Source organism: Sphingobium sp. YBL2 (assembly GCF_000943805.1).
In the GTDB taxonomy this organism is placed as follows: domain Bacteria; phylum Pseudomonadota; class Alphaproteobacteria; order Sphingomonadales; family Sphingomonadaceae; genus Sphingobium; species Sphingobium fuliginis.
The window spans coordinates 4,249,019-4,269,561 of the sequence record NZ_CP010954.1 but is presented as its reverse complement, the minus strand read 5'-3'; the positions used below and the strand labels follow the sequence as shown (position 1 = coordinate 4,269,561).

17 protein-coding genes are annotated in these 20,543 nt (G+C 65.1%); 4 read left to right on the top strand and 13 right to left on the bottom strand.

Annotated features, from left to right (window positions below; translation table 11 throughout):
* The first annotated feature begins 225 nt into the window (after positions 1–225).
* From TZ53_RS19595 to TZ53_RS19585, 4 genes are all read left to right on the top strand, one after another.
* Positions 226–3,279 carry a TonB-dependent receptor domain-containing protein gene (locus TZ53_RS19595; RefSeq protein ID WP_044662426.1) on the top strand — a complete coding sequence of 1,018 codons (3,054 nt, stop codon included), beginning with the start codon at positions 226–228 and terminating at the stop codon, positions 3,277–3,279.
* Positions 3,280–3,597: 318 nt separating this feature from the next.
* Positions 3,598–4,941 (top strand): UDP-glucose dehydrogenase family protein, encoded by a 1,344-nt coding sequence (locus tag TZ53_RS19590; protein ID WP_025548811.1) that lies wholly within the window; start codon positions 3,598–3,600, stop codon positions 4,939–4,941.
* A gap of 306 nt (positions 4,942–5,247) precedes the next feature.
* Positions 5,248–5,412, top strand: a complete 165-nt coding sequence (locus tag TZ53_RS27615; RefSeq protein ID WP_157009833.1) for a hypothetical protein — start codon at positions 5,248–5,250, stop codon at positions 5,410–5,412.
* Positions 5,413–5,446: 34 nt separating this feature from the next.
* The gene (locus TZ53_RS19585; RefSeq protein ID WP_044663164.1) at positions 5,447–6,592 is read left to right on the top strand and encodes a glycoside hydrolase family 16 protein; all 1,146 of its coding nucleotides are present in this window, start codon (positions 5,447–5,449) and stop codon (positions 6,590–6,592) included.
* On the opposite strand, the gene TZ53_RS19580 is transcribed toward TZ53_RS19585, so the two are convergent.
* The 13 genes from TZ53_RS19580 to TZ53_RS19520 are packed head-to-tail and all read right to left on the bottom strand — an operon-like array spanning position 6,577 to position 20,539.
* Positions 6,577–7,512, bottom strand: a complete 936-nt coding sequence (locus TZ53_RS19580; protein ID WP_044662425.1) for a glycosyltransferase family 2 protein — start codon at positions 7,510–7,512, stop codon at positions 6,577–6,579. The genes TZ53_RS19585 and TZ53_RS19580 overlap by 16 nt on opposite strands.
* A complete protein-coding gene (locus TZ53_RS19575; protein WP_044662424.1) occupies positions 7,512–8,597 on the bottom strand; it encodes an acyltransferase family protein in 1,086 nt (361 codons plus the stop codon). The genes TZ53_RS19580 and TZ53_RS19575 overlap by 1 nt, the downstream gene beginning before the upstream one ends.
* Entirely contained in the window at positions 8,594–9,721 is a 1,128-nt protein-coding gene (locus TZ53_RS19570) for an endo-1,4-beta-xylanase (RefSeq protein ID WP_044662423.1), read from the bottom strand. Before TZ53_RS19570 ends, TZ53_RS19575 begins: the two co-directional genes overlap by 4 nt.
* Complete coding sequence (locus TZ53_RS19565) at positions 9,718–10,686, bottom strand: glycosyltransferase family 2 protein (RefSeq protein ID WP_025548804.1); 969 nt, start codon at positions 10,684–10,686, stop codon at positions 9,718–9,720. Before TZ53_RS19565 ends, TZ53_RS19570 begins: the two co-directional genes overlap by 4 nt.
* A complete protein-coding gene (locus tag TZ53_RS19560) occupies positions 10,686–11,642 on the bottom strand; it encodes a glycosyltransferase family 2 protein (RefSeq protein ID WP_044662422.1) in 957 nt (318 codons plus the stop codon). Before TZ53_RS19560 ends, TZ53_RS19565 begins: the two co-directional genes overlap by 1 nt.
* A complete protein-coding gene (locus TZ53_RS19555) occupies positions 11,639–12,568 on the bottom strand; it encodes a glycosyltransferase family 2 protein (RefSeq protein ID WP_044662421.1) in 930 nt (309 codons plus the stop codon). Before TZ53_RS19555 ends, TZ53_RS19560 begins: the two co-directional genes overlap by 4 nt.
* Positions 12,561–13,958 carry an O-antigen ligase family protein gene (locus tag TZ53_RS19550; protein ID WP_044662420.1) on the bottom strand — a complete coding sequence of 466 codons (1,398 nt, stop codon included), beginning with the start codon at positions 13,956–13,958 and terminating at the stop codon, positions 12,561–12,563. Before TZ53_RS19550 ends, TZ53_RS19555 begins: the two co-directional genes overlap by 8 nt.
* Positions 13,928–15,217: a polysaccharide biosynthesis protein gene (locus tag TZ53_RS19545; protein ID WP_044662419.1), complete on the bottom strand. Its 1,290-nt coding sequence runs from the start codon at positions 15,215–15,217 to the stop codon at positions 13,928–13,930. Before TZ53_RS19545 ends, TZ53_RS19550 begins: the two co-directional genes overlap by 31 nt.
* Positions 15,210–16,034 carry a WecB/TagA/CpsF family glycosyltransferase gene (locus TZ53_RS19540; protein ID WP_025548798.1) on the bottom strand — a complete coding sequence of 275 codons (825 nt, stop codon included), beginning with the start codon at positions 16,032–16,034 and terminating at the stop codon, positions 15,210–15,212. The genes TZ53_RS19545 and TZ53_RS19540 overlap by 8 nt, the downstream gene beginning before the upstream one ends.
* On the bottom strand, positions 16,031–16,948 hold the full coding sequence (locus TZ53_RS19535) for a capsular biosynthesis protein (protein ID WP_037511814.1): 918 nt from the start codon (positions 16,946–16,948) through the stop codon (positions 16,031–16,033). The genes TZ53_RS19540 and TZ53_RS19535 overlap by 4 nt, the downstream gene beginning before the upstream one ends.
* Entirely contained in the window at positions 16,945–18,303 is a 1,359-nt protein-coding gene (locus TZ53_RS19530) for a GNVR domain-containing protein (RefSeq protein WP_007685675.1), read from the bottom strand. Before TZ53_RS19530 ends, TZ53_RS19535 begins: the two co-directional genes overlap by 4 nt.
* A complete protein-coding gene (locus TZ53_RS19525; RefSeq protein WP_044662418.1) occupies positions 18,300–19,727 on the bottom strand; it encodes an ATP-binding protein in 1,428 nt (475 codons plus the stop codon). The genes TZ53_RS19530 and TZ53_RS19525 overlap by 4 nt, the downstream gene beginning before the upstream one ends.
* Positions 19,724–20,539, bottom strand: a complete 816-nt coding sequence (locus tag TZ53_RS19520) for a polysaccharide biosynthesis/export family protein (protein ID WP_025548792.1) — start codon at positions 20,537–20,539, stop codon at positions 19,724–19,726. The genes TZ53_RS19525 and TZ53_RS19520 overlap by 4 nt, the downstream gene beginning before the upstream one ends.
* Between the last annotated feature and the right edge of the window lie 4 nt (positions 20,540–20,543).

Here is a 20,543-nt window from a genome sequence, read left to right as displayed (position 1 = left end):
GCATGTGCGCGGAAACAGCGGACCGCCGGGGCGGCGCGGGGAAATTATGCCGGGGGATTCCGGTGAAGGGAGTGTGGAATATCTGCAATTAACTTTTCCCACTGGTGCAAAATTTATTGACATCGGCGTTGGCTGGGATAACTATAAAAGTGCACACGGGGATAATAATGATCGCGCCCGGTGACGTTGCCGGACAAAGATCGTGCAGGGAGAGGAAAAGGAAAGATGACGAAGGACAGGCTGTTCATATCGTCGCTGGCCGTCGGCGCCAGCATCATCGCAATGGCAGTGCCCGCCTGGGCGCAGGAAATGGCCGCGGCGGCGCCCGCGCAGGAAGATGCCGTGCCCCAGGCCGCGGCGCCGGCGAGCAATGCCGACATCGTCGTGACGGGGTCGCGCATCGTGCGCGACGGTTATACCGCGCCGACTCCGGTGACGGTCGCATCGACGGAGGAACTGGCCAAGACGACGCCCTCGGGCGTGGCCGACGCGCTCAACAAGCTGCCCCAGTTCAACAATTCGCTGAGCCCATCCAAGTCGGCGAATAATTTCTCCAACCTGCCGATCCACGGCAATGTTCTGAACCTGCGCGGCCTCGGCACGCCCAGCAACAATCCGAAGGGGCCGTTGCGTACGCTGATCCTGTTCGACGGGATGCGGGTTTCGCCCACCGAATATGTCGGCACCATCGATACCAACGTCCTGCCGCAACTGCTGATGCAGCGTGTCGACGTGGTGACGGGGGGCGCTTCGGCCCAATGGGGTTCCGATGCGGTCGCGGGTGTCGTCAACTTCATCCTCGACAAGAAGTTCACGGGCTTCAAGGGCGTGGCCCAGGCAGGCGTGGACCAGCGCGGCAATAACGGCAACCAGCGGCTGGGCGGCGCATTCGGCGCGGATTTCGCCGGCGGCCGCGGCCATGTCCTGCTGAGCGCGGAATATTCCAACAGCGACGGCATGTTGCGGCAGGACCGCGACTTCGCGACGCAGGGCTATAATTTCGTCGGCAGCGTGACATCCACCTGCGCTCTTTCCGCCAACGGCCAGTCGCGCACCTGCACGGCGGCGCCGGGCACGGTTGCCAATCCCTATGTGGTTGCGCCGGACATCCGCATCTCCGCCCTGGCCGCCAACGGCCGTATCGTGGGGTCCAGCGTGGCCGGCAATCCGTTCGTCGGACGGGTCATCAACAATGACGGCTCCACCCGCCCGTTCAACCTGGGGACCGTCGTCGGTACCACCGGCTTCCAGCAGGGCGGCGACGGCTACAAGATTCCCGACGACACCAATGCGATCTCGCCGCTCACCAACTATAACGGTTTCGGCCGGGTCAGCTACGACCTGACGGACGACATCAATTTCTTCGTCCAGGGGCTCTACGCCCGCAGCAAATATCATTATTTCACACAGGGCAATTCGCTGATTCCGGCGACGCAATCGGCGCGCATCTACAAGGGCAATCCCTATCTCTCCACTGCGCTCGACGGCGCGCTGACAGGCGCGAACGATTATTATGTCGTCGGTCAGCAGGATGCAGGCCAGCCCAAGCCGATCGCCTATGAAAAGACCGATTATTGGACGGCGACGACCGGCCTTGCGGGCAAGTTCGACGACTTCAACTGGCAGGTGACCTACAGCCACGGCGATTCGAAGCATTCGATGGACAATGTGGGGCTGTACGACAACCAGAAGCTCTATGCCGCGCTCGACGCCGTGCGCGATCCCTCGACCGGGCAGGTCACCTGCCGCGTGCTGCTGAACCCGACCTATGCCAGCCAATATGCCGGGTGCAAGCCGATCGACGTGATGCATGGCGATCCGTCGAAATCGACGCCGGAGGGCTACGCCTATGCGACCGGCACCTCCAGCTATCGGGCGCGCTTCAAGCAGGATGCGATCGCCGCCAATATCAGCGGCAGCCTGTTCGAACTGCCGGCAGGCCCGGTCGACATCGCGGTGGGCGTGGAATATCGGCGCCAGTCCCTGCGCCTAACCAGCAATGCCGATCCGTCGCTGCTGGACACGGATGCGGAGCGGGAAGCCTATTTCGCCGGCTTGCGCGGCGTCCCTCGGGCGGAATCGGCGACGGTTCCCTATCCCACCGGCTCGATCAACACGCTCTTCTATTGGCTGACCAATGTCGGATCGGCGGCGGGCAAGCTGAACGTCAAGGAAGCCTATGCCGAACTTGCGGTGCCGATCCTGAAGGACACGCCCTTCTTCCGCGAATTGAGCGTGAACGGCGCGATCCGTGTGACCGATTACTCCACCTCCGGCACGGTCAAGACCTGGAAGGTGGGCGGCACCTGGAAGCCAGTGGACGACCTGCTGCTGCGCGGCACCTATTCGCATGACATCCGCGCGCCCAATCTGTTCGAACTTTATGCCGGCGCGCAGAGCGGCATCGGCATCGTCAATGACGTCAGGAGTGCGGACGGGAGCTATGGCAGCGGCCAGAACGTCAATGCCAACACGGTGACGTCGGGCAATCCCAATCTGAAGCCGGAAGTGGCGGACACCTACACCTTCGGCGCGGTGTTCTCGCCCAGCTTCCTGCGCGGTTTCTCGGCCTCGATCGACTATTACAACATCAAGGTCGACAAGCTGATCGACTCCCTGTCGGCGCAGCAGATCCTGACCAACTGCCTCAATGCCGGCGGATCGGGCGTTGCGGAATGCAATCTGATCGAGCGCGCCAGCCCGACCAGCTTCCCGTCGCTGATTCGTCTGACCCCTGCGAACATCGCCTTCCTGAAGACGGCGGGCATCGATTTCGACTTCACCTATCGCACGGCGGTCGGCAATGGCGGGCTGGGCCTGCGGCTCTACCTCAACTATCTCGACAAGTTCGATGCCCAGCAATATGCGGGCGCGCCGATCGCCCATTATGCGGGCGTCAGCGTCGTCACCAGCAACCCGCAGGGTTTTCCGCGCTGGCGCGGCAACCTGACGGTGGACTATACCAATGGCCCCTTCGGCCTCACCATTGGCGAACAATATATCGGCAAGATGCGGCTCGATATTCCGGGCGGCGCGACGCCGATCCAGTTCGTCAATCCCAAGGTGAAGCCGGTCTGGTACACCGACCTGACGATGCGCTACACCATTCCGCATGGCGATGGCGGCAATTTCGAATTCTTCGCGACGGTCAACAACCTGTTCGACAAGAAGCCGCCGCTGATTCCCGGCACCGTGCCGGGCGTCAACCCGCCGACCAATATCGCGGTGTACGATATTGTCGGCCGCGCCTTCACGGCCGGCGTGCGCGTCAAATTCTGACCGGTTCCTCAGGGCGAGGGCGAGGGGCGGGAGCAGCGATGCTCCCGCCCTTTTCCATGGGCTAAGCGCCTGATCCGCGCCCATATGTGTGCGAAGAGCGGCAGGCTGCGTTGCATCCAGCCCGCGCAGGACGGTATGCTGCGCTGCGTCAATCGCCGGCTGGTTCCGGCCAATTGGGCATCGGGCTCGGTCGCCTGGCGCCCAACCCATGATGAGGGATGAGGGTCCGTGCATCCGGGGTTTCCCGGAATGGATTCCTGCGTCCTTTCATGATCGGTTGGCCGTCGGTCGAAAGCCGTTTGAAGAAGGAGAATAGTGATGCGGATCGTTATGACCGGCTCGGGCTATGTCGGCCTGGTATCCGGCGCGTGTCTCGCGGATTTCGGCCATGATGTCATCTGCGTGGACAAGGACGCGCGCAAGATCGAGTTGTTGCAGGGCGGCGGCGTTCCGATCTACGAGCCGGGCCTTGCCGATCTGATCGCGCGCAATGTGAAGGCGGGTCGCCTGACATTCACCACCGATCTTGCCGGATCGGTTAGCCAGGCCGATGTGGTGTTCATCGCCGTCGGCACCCCCGCGCGGCGAGGCGATGGGCATGCGGACCTGAGCTATGTCTATGCCGCCGCGCAGGAGATCGCTTCCAACCTGAGCGGGTTCACCGTCATCGTCACCAAGTCCACCGTTCCGGTCGGTACGGGGGACGAGGTCGACCGCATTGTCCGCGAAACCAATCCCGATGCGCAGTTCGCCGTCGCCTCCAACCCCGAATTCCTCCGCGAGGGTGCGGCGATCCAGGATTTCAAGCGCCCTGACCGCATCGTCGTCGGCATAGAGGATGAGCGCGCCCGCCCCGTGATGGAGGAGGTCTATCGCCCCCTCTACCTCAACCAGGCGCCGATCCAGTTCACCGGCCGCCGGACAAGCGAACTCATCAAATATGCCGCCAACGCCTTCCTGGCGATGAAGATCACCTATATCAACGAAATTGCCGAACTGTGCGAGAATGTCGGCGCGGACGTCCAGCAGGTGGCGCGCGGCATCGGTCTCGATAACCGGATCGGTTCGAAATTCCTTCATGCCGGGCCGGGCTATGGCGGCTCCTGCTTCCCGAAGGATACGCTGGCGCTGGTCAAGACGGCCGAAGACGCCGGCGCGCCGATCCGCCTGATCGAAACGACCGTGGCGATCAACGAAAGCCGCAAGCGGGCCATGGCGCGGAAGGTGGTCGCGGTCTGCAACGGGTCGGTGCGCGGCAAGACCATCGCCGTGCTGGGCTTGACCTTCAAGCCCAATACCGACGACATGCGCGATGCACCGTCGATCGCCATCATCCAGGCCCTGCAGGACGGAGGCGCGCAGGTGCGGGCCTATGATCCGGAGGGGATGGATGCCGCCCGTACGATGATGGCGAATGTCGAATTCTGCGATAATCCCTATGTCGCGGCGCAGGGGGCTGCGGCGGTCGTCATCGTCACGGAATGGGATGCGCTGCGGGCGCTCGATCTGCCGCGCCTCAAGGGCATCATGAGCGGCGACGGTCTGGTCGACCTGCGCAACATCTATCGTCCGGCCGATGCCGAGGCGGCCGGCTTCGCCTATGTCAGCGTCGGCCGCGGCGCCACGCCCGAGATAGAAGAGTTGGTTCAGGCGGCGGAATAAGCCGCGACCGAAATCCCTTCCCTCGCGGTAAGGGCTGGAACAGGCGCGCTCCCGGCCTTGTGTCGGGAGCGCTTTTCATTTCCGGCGTGGAAATCCCGGGTCATATCGATTCTGAAAACATGGCCAGGTTCAGCCAGTTTTCAGCATGTCCACCAACAACTCGTCGCAAATTCCGAAAGGATACGACGAGTCGTCGTTGACCCGAAGTTTTTGTTAACCTTCTTGGGGGACCCTATTGGGGTTAACTGCGGGGGTCGCAACCATGCCTGTCAAAATGACTGGCTCCATTTTTGGAGCCGGAATGCTTTGTATTTTCGCAGCGGGAGCCGCTACGATCATGACTGGGGGGTCGACATCGAATATGACGTCGACTGCAACCAGTACCAGTTCGCAGCTTCTTTCCGCCACGAACTCCACAACGATAACGTCGTCGACGATCAGCGGTTCCACGACGATGAACATTGTCTCTGATTTTTCCGATTTCGACTTCGCCAATGGGACGAAGCTGCCGGCAAAGGCGACGCTGTCGCTGGGCAATGCGAGCTTTCGTCCGGGCAGCAGCGTGGCCTATGTGCCGGTGACGCTGGATCGGCCGACGCCCAATACGGTGATCGCGCGGATCATCACGGTCAACGGATCGGGCACCTATCGCGCACTGTCGGGCTATAATTACCAGACGGTCGACACGGTGGTGATCTTCCGCCCCGGCGATCCGCTGGTGCAGACCGTCGCGGTGCCGATCATCGGCGCCACGGAAGGCCAGCAGTTCCAGGTCAAGCTGCGGGAGGCGCCCTGGGGCGGCCTTCAGGGTCAATCGACCGCGACGATCATGGCCAGCAGCACGGCCATCGCAACCGCTAGGGCGACGGGTATGTTTCGCGAGCCGCGAAGCTTCGCGGCGACCGGCACGCTTCAGTTCGAACTGCTCAAGGACACGCATAGGCGGTCCCCCGATGGCGGTTGGGACCGCTGGGCGACTTCGCTTGCCCATGGCCGGACGCAGATCGCCAATGGGGAAACCGGCCTCTATCTCGATTCCAGCATTTTCCCCGGCATCGAAGGGCCGGTCTATTGGGGGACGAACGGACTAGTCCTGCATACGCAAAAGCTGAAGACGCCGATCAGCTATGGCGGCCAGACATGGTATTATGGGTCGTCGGTGCTCGACGGGCGCAATTTCCTGGCGACGCAGATCGGCTATGGCCAATATGAATGGGAAGCCAAAATGCCCAGCCGGCGCGGGTCATGGCCTGCCTTCTGGCTGGTGTCGACCAGCGGCTGGCCGCCCGAGATCGATATTTATGAAGGGTTCGGCTATCAAAGCTATTGGGGTTTCGACCGCCATGTCGCCCATACCCTGCATATCGGGGCCAACGGCACCCGTTACGATCAGCGGGGCGTCACGATCCAGACGCAGCAGGCCTATGGCCTCAGCGGCTATTCCCAGGGTTTCCATCGTTTCGCCGTGGACATCCAGCGCGATTACATCACCTGGTTCGTGGATGGGGTGGAAACCTATCAGTCGGTCAATCCCTTCCGGGGCTTCCGCTTCTATCCCATCATGGACGTCGCGGTGAAGACCGATGGCGCTTATGATGACGGGTCGGGCGACATGGTCGTCAAGAGCTTCAAAATCTACAGCGCGCCATAATGGCTCGCCCCGTAATAGCTGCGCGCGCCTCCTGCCAGGGCATAGAGGCGCGCCCAGCTCTTGACCCACTGTCCGGCGATGTCCACCCGACGCGCGCCGGGCAGCAACAGGGCCGCCAGTCCCGCGGTCCGCAGTCCCAATATCGCAATCGACCGGGCCAGCAGCTTCGCGCCGCCGATGCGGCCGGGCAGGGCCTTGCGCCGCGCCATGGTTTCAGTGCAGCCGATGCGCCACATGCGTTTCAGCACCCATGAAAGGCGCGCCCGCTCCGCCGGCACCCATTCGCTGACCCGTGCATCGGGCGACCAGCCGAAGCGGGCGCCTGCCTCATGCAGCCGGGCCAGGAAATCCAGATCCTCTCCGCCGCTGCGGTTGAAGCGCGGATCGAAGAAGGGCGCGCCGATCATTGCAAAGGCGCGCCGGCCGACCAGCAGGTTGTTGCTTGCCCAGAGCATGCCGGTCGCCCCCCATGGGCGTTCCTCCGCGCGGAAGACCAGCGTTTCGCGCGCCCATCGCGGCGGCTGCCCCACGAAGCAACTGCCCACCGGCCCGGCAACGACATCCGCGCCCACCTGCGCCTGACAGATCAGCAGCGCGTCCAGCCAGCCGGGTTGCGGCCACTCATCATCGTCGATCATCGCCAGGAAACGCATCGCCGGGTCGTCCAGAGCGGCGGCGGCGATGGCATTGCGAACTGCGCAGAGCCCCGGCTGCGTCACCGTCAGCAGCGTCACGGGCAGGCCATATCCCTCCGCCAGCAGGGACCGGACCACGGCTGCTCCCTCCTGCCGGACCGGATCATTGTCCGCCACCAGCACCATCACATCATGGCGGTCGGTTACGCCGGGCAGGGCCTCCAACAGGTGGCGGAGCTGTTCGGGCCGGCGGAAGGTGGGAATGGCGATCCAGACCGCGGGCATCAGGCGGCCGCCTCGACCACGGGCTTGCGGCTCCGTCCGCCGCGCTGGAGCCATTTGATGAAGCGGTGCCCGCGCACCTCCACCAGCGCATAGCTCGCCCAGCAGAGCAGCCAGGTCGCCACCAGCATGGCGAGGACGATCAGTCCGTCGAAGCCGGTGATTCCATGCCTGTGCGCCACGCCCATGCCGCGGGCGAACACGTCGCGCACCAGCGGATGCCAGAGATAGATGGAATAGCTGATCAGGCCCAGATGGAAGCTGACCGGATTGGCCATCACCGCCCGCGCCGCCGCGCCGTTATAATAGCAGCTCAGCACCAGCGCCGGCATCAGGCAGACCACCAGCAGATCGGCCTTTCCAGGCAGCAGCAGCGCGAGCGCGATGAGCCCGCAGATCATGGCGAATGCGCCCGTCCGGTCGATGAGCCGCCGGCACCACGCCTTCTCTGCGCAGCGATAGCTGAGAACGCCCAGCGAGAAACCGGCGAGGCAGCGCAGCAGCGTCAGCACGCTGTCGCTGTCATTGACGTCCAGCGGACCGCTGGAACCCCGGCCCGACAGCGCCACCAGGCCCAATATTCCGACGCACAGCAACCCCTGCACCCATGCCCATCGCGAGAAGGCGATGATGGCGATCAGCGGGTAGATGAGATAGGCCGCGACCTCCGTGCTGACGGACCAGCTGTTGCCCGCGATCGGCTCCGTTCCCCAACCCCAGCTCTGCACCATCAGCAGGTTGGTGAGGATGTTCGGCGCATCGAGCGCGATCGCCTGGCTGCCGGAGATGTTCAGGACGATGCGCGCCATGAACACCAGCGTCACGATCAGGTGCAGCGGCCATACGCGCGCCATGCGGTTGACGAGGAAGTCGACATAGCTCGCCCACCCCAGATGGTTCACCACCCGGTCGTGATAGCCGAAGGAGATGACGAAGCCGCTCAGGATGAAGAACAGGTCGACCGCCAGATAGGCGCGGGAAAAAAGCGGCAGGCGAAACGCCTCGAACGCCGGATTATGCGGGATGTGGTACAGCAGCACCGACACCGCCGCCACGCCGCGAAGGCCGGTCAGCGAGGAAATTCTCATGCGCCTGCGCTCCTCATGGCGGGGGCCGCGTCGAAGGCGGCGGCTATGGCGTCCCACAGCGGCTTGCGGCGCATCCCGCCGTCCAGAGGCAGGCCGCGCGACAACTGGCCGTCGGGCCACTTGTAATCCTTGAAACTGGACAGCCAGCTATAGCGGTCCGACAGCCCCCAGCAGAGCACCGAACGCATCGCCGGATTGTCCAGCGCCACGTCCAGAAAGGCCTTGGCGACGGAGGCGACCTCCTTGTCCCGCTTGTCCGGATTGGGTGGCCCACCCCGGTCCGCGACGTCGAATTCCGTGATGGAGAGGGCCAGCCCATAGCCGCTGAGCTGCTCCAGAAAGCGCGCGAACAGGGCCTGGTTGAAACCTTCCCTATAGGGCTTCAGATGCCCTTGTATGCCGACCGCGTCCACCGGCACGTTGCGCGCCATCAACCGGTCGAGCAGCTTCAGCAGAGCAGTGCGGCGGCGCTCGCAGCGGGGGGAGTCATGTTCTATCCCGAAATCGGTCAGGAACCGCATGGGCCGGGGATCGACTTCCCGCGCGTGGTGGAAGGCGATGTCGATATAATCCTCGCCCAGCGCATCCATCCACATGCTTTTGGCGCGCATGCCGTCGGCGCGGCCGTCATTGGGCTCGATGGCTTCATTGACGACGTCCCATTCGCGGATTTTGCCTGCGTAACGGCGCATGGCGGTGTCGATATAGCTGGTCATCAGCGTTTCGCGTTCGGCACGGCCGGCGGCCTTCAACGCCGGTTCCAGCCAAGGCGGTTGCGCGGCGTACCAGACCAGCGCATGCCCCCTCGCGCGCATGCCATGCTGCTGTGCGAAGGCGATGATCTGGTCGGCGCCGCTGAAATCATATTTGCCGGGTTTCGGCTCGGTCGTGCCGCGCTTCAGTTCATATTCCTGGACCACCATGTCGCACTCCCGGGCGACGGCGGCGGTGAAATCGGGGTCTTCGCGCAACTGGCGCGACTTGATCGCCGCGCCGAAATAGCGGCCCGACTTGCGGGCATGGGCTGAAAGCCCTGCCGTGCCGCCGACCTGTGCGGCGCTCGGCTGGATGGGGGAGCAGGCGGAAAGCGCCGCCGCGCCCGCCAGGAATTCACGCCGCCTCACAGCCTCTGCCCCTTGCCGGCGAGCATGTGGGACAGGTCGATCCAGCGGTCGGAAATGCGGCGATAGACCGGGTCGGGCATCACGATCTGCAACAGCACGGTCGCCGCCAGGCGGGGACCGAAGGCGCCCCGGCAGACGGCCCCCAGATAGTAGCGCATCGCCTGCCGCCTGCTGGTCGGCCAGATGCTTTTCGCGGCGTGCCAGCCCATATAGGCGGAAAAGGCGCGCGGGCTGATATGGGGGCGCAGGTCCCGCAGCCAGGTCAGGCTGCCGATGCTGCCGCGCACCTGCGAAAGCCGGTCGTCGGCATCGCGGTCGGCCCATATGGTGCCGGGCCGTTCCGTCATCAGGAAGCGCGCCCCGGCCAGCGACAGGCGCAGGGCGAAGTCGGTATCGTCGCCGAATTTCACATCCTCGCGATAGCGCACCTTCTCCGCCAGCGTCCGGCTGAGGGCCATGCTGCTGGTCTGGATGAAGCCGCGATCGCACATCAGATAGCGGTCCATGGTTTCGCCATGGGCGATGGCGCGCGGCGGCTTGAGGAAATTGCGTCCTTCGCCACGGTCGGCCAGCACCTGGCCATAGGCGACGACATCCTCGCTCTCCTGCAACAGGGGCAGCAGGTCGGCAAGATGGTGCGGCAGGAACCGGTCGTCGCAGTCGAGAAAGGCGATATAGCGTCCGCGGGCATGGTCGATGCCCTTGTTCCTCGCGGCCGCCGCACCGCGATTTTCCTGCACGATGACCTTGAGACGCGGATCGTTGATCGCGCCCAGGGCAACTTCCGTCCCGTCCGTCGATCCGTCCACGACCACGATCACCTCGATGATCGCGACCGTCTGTTCAAGGGCGGACATGACGGCGGCCACCGCCGCGTCGCGCCGCTGATAGGTGGGGATCACCACGGAAAACAGCGGCGCGGCGGTGGCAGCCTTCAGGCTGGACGGAGGTTGCCAGGCGGTCATCACGAACCGGCTCCACTTGTGGCGGCCTCGGCCTTGCCGAAGCGCAGGACGAAGCCGTTGACCAGCGATCGGTAGAGCGGCTTGGGCAGATAGGATCGCAGCACCTGCCGGGCGATCACGCGGGGAGGAACGCCGCCCGCCACCATGCCCACCGCCAGATCCTTGATCGCCACCACCGGCCTGATCGGCGCCATATGATAGGCCAGCACGGTTGCGCGATAGCCCCGCCGCGCCCGGTTGGTGAGCATGTGGCCGCAGCGGTCGAGCCAGTCGAGCGAGGTTTCATAGCCCTTCACATAGGATGTCCGGCCCGCCTCCGTCGCGTCGAGCCAGATGGTCAGCGGCTGGTCGATCATCCGGAACCGGGCCCCCGCGCCCTGGAGCCGGACGCAGAAGTCGAGATCCTGTCCCTTCTTCAAAGCCGGGTCGAACAGCACATGCTGCGCCATGCCGGTCGGCACGACCATGGTGCTGGTCTGCATGAACTGATTGGCGCAGAACAGATATTCCCCGACATCCTCGCCCTCGCGAATGCCGCGGTCGGGCCTGATCCAGTAGCGGTCGACGCCCCGGTCCACCTTCATGCGGGAATAGAGCACCGTTCGCCCGTCATCTCCCGCCAGCGCCTTCGCCATGATGGAAAGCTTGCCGGGAAGGAACAGGTCGTCGGAGTCCAGAAAGGCGATATAGCGCCCGTCGGCCGCCATGATGCCGGCATTGCGCGCCGCGCCGCCGCCGGCGTTATCCTGCCGGATATAGCGGACGCGCGGATCGCCTATCGCGTCGATCACGGGGCCGGGATTGTCCCGCGAACCGTCGTCGATCACGACGATCTCGAAATCCTGCCAGTCCTGCGCCAGCACGGACCGGATGGTGTCGCCGACGATTTCCGCCCGGTTGTAGAGCGGGATGACGACGGAGAAAAAGGGTTGCTTGCCCAGCGCGGCATCGCTCATGCGCCATGCACCTTTCGATATTCTTCATAGTGGAATCCGGCGAGCCCGGCGATCTTGCCGGCCGCGCGATAAAGCTTGCCGAGCCGTTCGACCCGCTTGCCCCGGTCGAACGTCGCGACAGCGCCCAGCGATCCGACGAGGAATCCCGCGACGATGCGCGGCGCTTCGCCCAACAGGGCGCGCAGCCGGCCCCTGTGGAAACGCTCCACCATCATGTCGGTCATACCGACGCGATAGCCGCGCATCAGCAGCCATCGGGCGGTGACGCGGCTGGCGGGGATGAGTTCGGTCACGACCGCCTCCTCCGACCAGGCGAAGCGGAAGCCGGCGCGCTGCATGCGGGTGAACAGTTGCTTGTCCGACCCGCCGGTCAGCGCCATGCGCTCGTCAAAGGGGCGCTCCCCCATGGCGCGCAGGGCCGTGGCGGCGATCAGCACATTGGCGGTGCTGTCCACCAGCGCGACCGGGCCGGACTGCCCGCGTTGCTTGGGGGCGAGCAGGGGATGGCGCGCCGCCCAGGGAGCGATGGCGCTGTCCATCTCCCGCAGCACGGCGCCGCCGACCACGTCCGCCTCCCAGCGCTGCGCCGTATCGGCCATGGCGTCGATCCACCCGGGGGAGGCTGCCTCGTCATCGTCCAGCATGGCGACATGGGTCGCGCCGGGCCGCGCCAGCGCGGCGGCGACGAGCGCGTTGCGCACCAGCGGAATGCCGCGTTCCGCAACCAGCAGGGCTTCGATCGGCCAGCGATAGCCTTGGGAAGCGAGCTGCTCGACCACGGCGAGCCCTTCCTGATGGGCCGCGTCATTGTCGGCCACCAGCACTTCCAGATGGTGCCGCGTTTGTTGCGCAGCGAGAGATTCCAGGGTCCGGCGCAATCCCTGTGGCCGGTTGCAGGTGGCGATGCAGACGATGATATTAGCCATGGACGCTCTCCTGCTGGAGATGGTGGCGCCGGGTCCATTGCGGGCGCGGCTTGGCCTTGAAAGTGGCGTGGGCGGCCGCGATGGCCGCGAGGAAGATCACCCAGACCTGGCGATCCTTGTCGAAAAAGCTGGTTTCGAGCAGGTTCTGGTACATGACGAACACCCAGATGGCGAAGGCGGGCACCATCAGCGCCTGGTTCTCCCTGGTCGAGCCGGTCAGGAACCAATAGGCGGGCAAGGCAAGGAAGCTGACCAGCAGCATGATGAGGCCCAGCGGCCCGGTCGTCACCCAGATTTCCAGATAGCCGTCATGCGAATGGGCGGTCAGCATCTGGAATTGCTGGTTCAGATAGTCATGCGCGGGGCTGTTTACGCCCACCTGCCAGAAGCCGCCGAAGCCCGCGCCCAGATAGGGATGATCGGCCAGATAATCGAACACCACCCGCCAGATCGATACCCGCCCGGTGAAGCTGGTCGGATCGGCGAACAGCCGCTCGATGGTCGGTTGATAGGCGATGTAGAGCGCCAGGAAGCCCACCATGCCGAAACCCAGCATCAGCAGCAATATCGCGCGCTTCTGCGTGTTGTCGCTCAGCGCCCGATAGATGTTGCTGATCGCCAGCATGCCGACGCACAGCGCGAGCGAAGTCTTGCTCTTAGTCCCGATCACGAAGACGAACGCCATGACCGCGAACAGCGCATAATACCATTTGCGCCGGTCGATCCATGCATTGCCGCAGACGATGAAGGTCAACGCCATGACGGCCCCGGCGATATTCTTGTGGAAGAAGAAACCGCGCCATGCGCCGATCAGCGCCTTGTCGCTTTCGGTCGGTGGATGGACGGCGGCGGGTGTCAGCGGCAGCGACACCCAGCAGATGATCAGCGAGACGATCAGCGCCGCGCGCAGCGCGTCGAACAGCCGCTGCGGCCCTATCAGGGACAGCGCGCAGAAGGTGATGTAGATCACGATGAGCTGCTGCATCGCCCGCTTGAAGGACACGAACGGGTCCACGCCCCAGGTGCAGGAAATGAAGAACCAGACCAGCATGATCGCCAGCGGCCAGAAGGTGAATCTATATTGCAGCGGATGCTTGCGGATGATCTGCACGCCGGTCAGCAGCAGGGCGAAGCCGATGAACAGCATCTGCTTGAACAGGTCCGACCCGTCATTTTCCTGCGCCATCGCCACCAGCTCGTCCTGCGTGCGGGAGGCGAAGGGTTGCTGGCCGATGAAGACCATCATCAGGAAGACGAAATAGAAGATCTGGGTGATCCAGATCATGCGCATGCTCTGGCCGCCGCCCGTCTGTGCGGGGATGGCGGCGACACCGCCGCGATGCCAGCTTGTCGCCATGGTCAGGCGGCTCCCCGCTGATCGCGCCGCCATTTGCGGTCGAGTTGCCAGATGCCGAGCATCATGACGAGCTGCGACAGCACGACCCCGCCGATGGAGAAGACGGGCGCGGTGCCCAGCACCAGCAGCGTCACGGCGACCAGCCCGACGCCGCAGCTGCGCATGCTCTGCGCGGCGAGTGGGCGGAAGGCCTTGCGCGCCTGGGTCATCACGCTCATCGGCGTCTGCACGCACTGGACGAGGGAGAGGAGGGCGCACAGGCCCACCGCGACCATCACCAGCCGGTGGTCCAGCGTGGGCTTCAGGATCAGGCCTGGAAAGGCATAGAGGGCAATCGCCGCCACGGCGCAGGTCGCCAGCCACAGCATGACCAGCGCGGCCATGAAGACCCGTTCCGACCTGATCGCCGCGTCATGATCGCCGCGCGCCACGGCCCGGGTCATGCGGGGCCGCTCCAACTGTGTGAGGGCGGTGATGCAGACATTGACCGGGCGGAAGAACAGCATCCCCACGGCGATCGGCGCGAAGGCGGTCGGCCCGGCGAGCAGCGTCACGATATAGCTGTGCGAATTGGAGGTCGCCTCCGTCGACAGCACGCCGACCAGCGTCCAGGCCGACTGCTCCTTCCACACCGGGCGATAGGCGCCCATCGCGCGGGCGGGCGCCATGGCGAAGTGCCGCCGCAGATAGGCGAGACCGAAGGGGAGCAGTCCGACCAGGCTGGCCGCCACCAGCATGCCGCCGATGGCGGGCATGTCCGCGCCGGTCCGCATCGCGATCAGCAGTCCGGCGAGGATCGTCCCTGCATAGGCGAGGTCCGATCGTGCAGCCCTTGCCGGAGCATGATGCGCATAGGCATTGGAGCGCCCGAACCAGCGGATCAGCGACAGCATGCCCGCCATCCCGAACAGCAGGGCGGCGGCGGGAGAGGCGGTTGCCCAGGCGATGGCGGCGCAGATCAGTCCCTGGCTGGCCGCCAGCATCAGGTTGACCGGGAAGAAGAAGTCGAAGCTCCGGGCATCGGCATCGTCTCCCTGGTTCACCGCGATGGTGTAGGGCGTCGACACCAGCGCATTGGACAGGCCATAGCCGAACTGGATGATCACCAGCAGGAATGCCAGCGTGCCGATGGCCGCCGTTTCCAGATGGTGGATGGAAAAGAGCTGGACCAGCAGATGGCTGACCGAGACGATCGCCGACGACAGGCTCGCCAGCCCGAAGCGGCCGAACAGGCTGCCAAGGCGCCGGACGCGGCCCGTCGGAAGATTTTCAGCCACCTGGGCTTCAGCCATGGCGATGTTTCCAGATCAGCCAGAGGGCGTGCGGATTGGTGGTGATGTAGCGCCAGGCCAGTTCTTTGGGCCGCGTCGCCATGCGGTGCAGCCATTCGAAACCGGACTTCTGCATCCAGAGCGGCGCGCGCGGATAGTCGCCGGTGATATAGTTGAACAGGCCGCCGCAGGTGACGATCCAGCCGGCCTTGATCCGGTCGCGATTGCGCACGCAAAAGGCCTGCTCGCGCGGCTTGCCGGTGCCGACCCAGAGGACGTCGGGCGCGGCGGCATTGATCGCGTCGATCACCGCATCCTCTTCCTCCGGCTTCCAGAAGCCGTTGCGCCGTCCGGCGAGCTGAAGACCCGGCGCCAGCGCAAGGATCTCCTTCGCGCAGGCGGCGTTCACCTTCTCCTCGCCGCCGAGCAGATAATAGCTGACCTGAGCCTCCGCCGCCGGTTTCAGGCTGTCGATGAACATGTCCGTCGTGCTGGAGCGGTCCGCGATCTGCGGTCCGCCGAACCAGCGGGAGGCCGCGACGATGATCTGTCCGTCGGCATGGATCAGGTCCGCCTGCGCCAGATTGGCGCGGAAGTCCGGATCGGTGGCGTTCATCGACAGGCCCTGGCCGTTGGCGTCGAACACCAGCGACGGCTGCTGTTCCAGGCTACGGCGCAGGGGCGCTTCCACCAGCATCTTCGCGATCAGCGCATCCAGCGACAGGGTGGATACGGGCAGGCCGCCGACATGCGCGACGGGGGCTTCATTCCCTATGCCCGGACCGATTCCGGGAGAAGGAAGGGGCTGGGGACGCGCCAGCGCTTGTTCGGCGCTCATGCAATCACCGTCCCGGCGATCGGTACGCCATGCCGGTCCAGATCGTCGATGACCCGGCGCATGTCGGCAATGGCGGTATCGCCGCGCCGCGCGACGATCACGACGGCGTCGAAGCCCGCCAATATGCTGCCATAGGGCGTCTGGTCGCCCTTCCGCTCCGCAAGGTAGAACAGCATCGACGTGTCGCGCAGGCCCCAGCCATTGGCCGTTTCCGCCAGCGGGCCGCGCGTCACGAGGCTCGCCGCGCTGCCGGATGCGCGACCGGCGGTCATCAGCCACAGGCCCTCCACCGCCGTCCTGGCCGCGGGCAGCAGCGCGGCGCTGCCCATTAATTGTTCGGCCAGTCCTGCCTTGTTCGCGATGCGGAACAGCCGGTCGAGCGAAGGCCGGCCCATGTCGACGTCGATCAACATCGTCTGCCCGTCCATCTGGGCCAGCACGACGGCAAGGTTCGCCGCCATGATCGCAGCCTCGTCGCCTGCCTCTATGGCCAGCACCGCCAGCCGCAGGGCAGCGGGATCGCCCTCCTTGGCCGCGGCGCGCATCTTGGCGCGGATCGTCCGCACCTTGGCGGCATAGGCATTGGCGGGGTCGAAGGCCGCGACCACCAGCGGATCGACCCGCTGGTCGCCCTCCGGCAGCAGGGCGAAGCCGCCCTGCAAGGCCGCGAGCATGCCCGCATCCTCCGGGTTCAGCAGCCCCAGGTCAACCGCCGCGTCATGCAGCGCCAGCCCTTGGGATCGGGCATGCGCCTCGACCTTGTGCACATCGGCTTCGGCCAGGAAACCGTGCTCCACCGCCAGTCGGGCGAAATTATGGCTGTCGCGGGCGCGGGGACGCAGCGCGGCGCCGCCGCCTGCCCTGCCGCCCGAGGCCAGTTGATGCGGGGCGCCCGCCGTGGAACGCAGTCTCATGCGGCCTCCTGTTGCTTGAAGAACTTGGCCTGGCGCGCAGGGACCGGCACCAGTTCGGTGATGACATCGACCTCGGTGGCGCGGGCGACGCCGGCCGCGGAACGAACGCGGGGATGGACGATCTCCATCAGGATGACGGCAGCCACGCCGCCGACCAGGCCAAGCGCGATCCCGCCGATCAGCCACAGCATGATATTGGGCTTGGCAGGCAGCAGGGGCACGGTGGCCTCATCCAGCGGACTGGCATTGGGTTGGGATATCTGGCTCTTCAGCACCGCCTCGTTGAAGCGCTGCCGCACCGTGTCATAGGTCTGCCGCGCGGCATCCACGTCGCGCTGGAGGACCATGAGCTGATCCTGAACGTCCGACATGCGGATCATGCGATCCTCCTGCCCCGCCATGTTGGACTTGAGGTCGCCCTCCCGCCGGCTGGCCGCCACGCTGTTGGCGCTGACCGCGCCGGCCTGGCTGGCGCGCGCCGCCGCCAGCTTGGACTGGAGTTCGGACAGTTGGGCGGCCGCCGCCGCCATGGTCGGATGATTGGGGCCCAGGGTCTTTTGCAGTTCGGATACCCTGGCGGACTGCGCCGCCACCTGTTCCTGCAAATTCTGGACGATCAGCGATCCTTCGATGTCGGAAACGCTGCCCGCACCGGCCTTGGACCGTGCGGCCGCCGCTTCCGCCTGCGCCTGGGTAAGCTGATAGGACAGGTTCTTCAGCTTCTCCGCCTCAAGGTCCATGCGGTTGATGCCGATGATGTCGTGCGCCCGCTGGAAGTCCGACAGCTTCTTTTGCGCGATCTCATAGCGACGGCGCACTTCCTCCGTCTGCTCGTCGAACCATTTGGCCGATCCGCGCGCCGGGGAGGCGCGCAGTTCCACCTGTTCGCGCATGTAGATCCGGGCGATCAGGTTGGCGACCTTTGCGGCGACCTGCGGATCGGCGTCCAGATACTGGATCTGGAGCACGTTGCTCTGCCGGCCGGTGGTGATGGTCATGTTCTTCGCGACCGTGGCGGCTGCCGCCTGCACCCGTGCATCGGCGGGCATGTCCGTCGGCATCGCATTGACGAAGCCCGCTTCCCTTGCCACGGCGTTCATCACCTTGCCGCTGCGGATGATGTCCGTCTGCGTGCCCAGGATGGAATCCGTGTCGGGCTTGGGCCCCTGCGCCGTATTGGTGTCGGTCGGATCGGTCTGCGAAAGGTCGAGCAGCAGCGACGCCGTGCCCATATATTGCCGCGGTTGCAGAAAAGCGGTGATCGCGACGAGCAGGAACAATATGCCCCCGATCATCGCCGCCGTGCGCCAGCGCGCCTGAAGCGCGGCCAGCAAATCCATCGGGTTCATGGTCATAGCCCGTCGACTCCCTTGAGCAGCGCGCGCATCTCCTCCGCGGGCGATTGCACAGGCGGTGCGCTCTGCACCGGCTGCTTCGCCATCAGCAGCAGAAATTGCGGCGCCAGCGTATCCTCGAACATCCAGAGCTCGCCATTGGGCGTCGCCACCAGCGCGGGCTGCAGCCGCATCATCGCGTCGCGTGCCTGGCCTTCGTTCACCGACCCGCCACCCAGCACCTCATGGCCGAGCTTCACGAGCCGCTCATAGCTGATGGCGGACATTTGGGAGGCGACGACGGCGGCAAGAGCGATCATCCGCCGCGTGGAACCCGCTTCCCACAGGATGCGGCGGAACAGCGCATGGGTCTGGCCGCTCATTTCCTGCCAATCCTCCAGCGCGGAGAGCAGCCCCTGCTCGACATCGGACAGCAGCATCCGGTCGCGCGCGGCCGATTCCGTCACCAGCGCGGCCGACATGCCGAACAGCCGCGCATGATAGGGCGATCCCATGGCCGCGCTCGACAATGCGTCGAGCGCATCCTCGTCGATGGAAAGCCGGGCGTTGGAGGCGCAGGACAGCAGCAGCCGCTCCAGCTCCGGCTTGGGGATCGGCGCGACCCGCTGCGGCACCAGATGGCGGCGCAGCGAGGGGTGGGCGGCAATCAGCCCGTCAATGTCGCTGGCGATGCCGACCAGCACGACCTGTACCGGCGAGTGGATGTCGGTCAGCAGCTTCAGCAGCGTCGCGACGTCCTGCTTGGCCGTTTCCGACTGCACCCGGTCATATTCGTCGATGATGAGGATGGAACGCTCCCGCACTTCCTCCACCAGCAGGGCGGAGAGGCGGGACACGTCCAGCGGCTCGCTCATCATCTTGCGCGCCCGTTCCTGTCCCGCGCTGCTCATCGGCAATTCGGTCAGGAAGGGACGGAAGAGGGAGTCGAAATCCGCTTCGCCATTGGCGGATGCATAAAGCGCGACGCATCCCGCCTCGTCCGCCAGATCCCCGAACACGCGGGCGAGCGAGGTCTTGCCCGATCCGCGCGTGCCGAAGATCACGGCATGCTTGCGTTGCACGACGATCGCCTCGACCAGCTTTTCCAGTTCGCTGTTGCGCCCTGCCAGTCCATGGCGGTCGGTCACCGGCATGGCGGTGTTGAACGCCGCATAGATGCTGTCGCGGCGCAGGCTGATGGGTTTGATCGGCGCGGCCATGGCGCTCATGGAGAGCGGCCGGTGCGCCGCTTCCTCCGGCTGCGCTTCCGGCGCGTCATGCCGGAAGCCGGGCAGGGCGGGCACGTCCAGATGCAACGGCACGTCGTCGGGTATGACGCGCTCGTTGCGCTTTTCGCCGCTGCGCGTAAGGGACAGAAACCTGTCGAAAATACCGGATTTCTGGCTGGAGCGTGAGTGCGCGAAGCCTTGATCGAGTGTCGTCAAAACAGCTTCTCCCGGATGATGAGGACGTCTTCAGGCTTGACCGGATCGTCCAGCTTGGCCTGTATTTCCTTCCCCTCCCGCCGGACTTTTATCCTTTTGGTCGAACCCGCCAGCGTCGGTCCGCCCGCCAACGCCAATGCCTGCCGGAAGCTTTGCCCCGGCACATAGGAGAAGGCGCCGGGCTGCTGGACCTGGCCGTAGACATAGACTTTTTCCGCGGGCGGCACGAACAGTGTGTCGCCCGCCTTCAGCGGCCGCATCGCGCCCGCGCCCATATCGGCCAGCGAAATGCGTACTGGCCCGCTGCCGTCCGCAGGCGTCAGGATGACGGCATTGGCGCCGTCCTTGGTCGAACCGCCGGCCTTGGCGAGCATCGACGCCACCGTATAATCCCGGTCGAGCGGATAATTGCCCGCTTCCGGCACATTGCCGAGCACGGTGACGAACCGGCTGACATAATTGCTGACCTCCACGCTGACGGACGGCTTGGTCAGATAGCCGCCGCTGGCATAGCCGGCCGCAATGTCCTGCGCCAGTTGCGAGGTCGTCTTCCCCTTGGCGGAAACCGGCCCGACCAGCGCAAGCAGGACGGTGCCGTCCTCCTTGATGCGCGTGGTCGTCGACAGGTCGGGCTGTCCGAAGACGGAGATTTTCAGCTCGTCATTCGGACCGAGCTGATAGCCTGCGCTTGCCGCCTGCGCGGCAGTTGCAGTCGCCGCCGCGTTTCCGGCGGCGGTCTGGGCAGTCGCGGCCATCGGACCTGCAATGATGAGCAGGGTCGAGATGGATTTCAGGAGAGTATCGGCTTTCACAGCT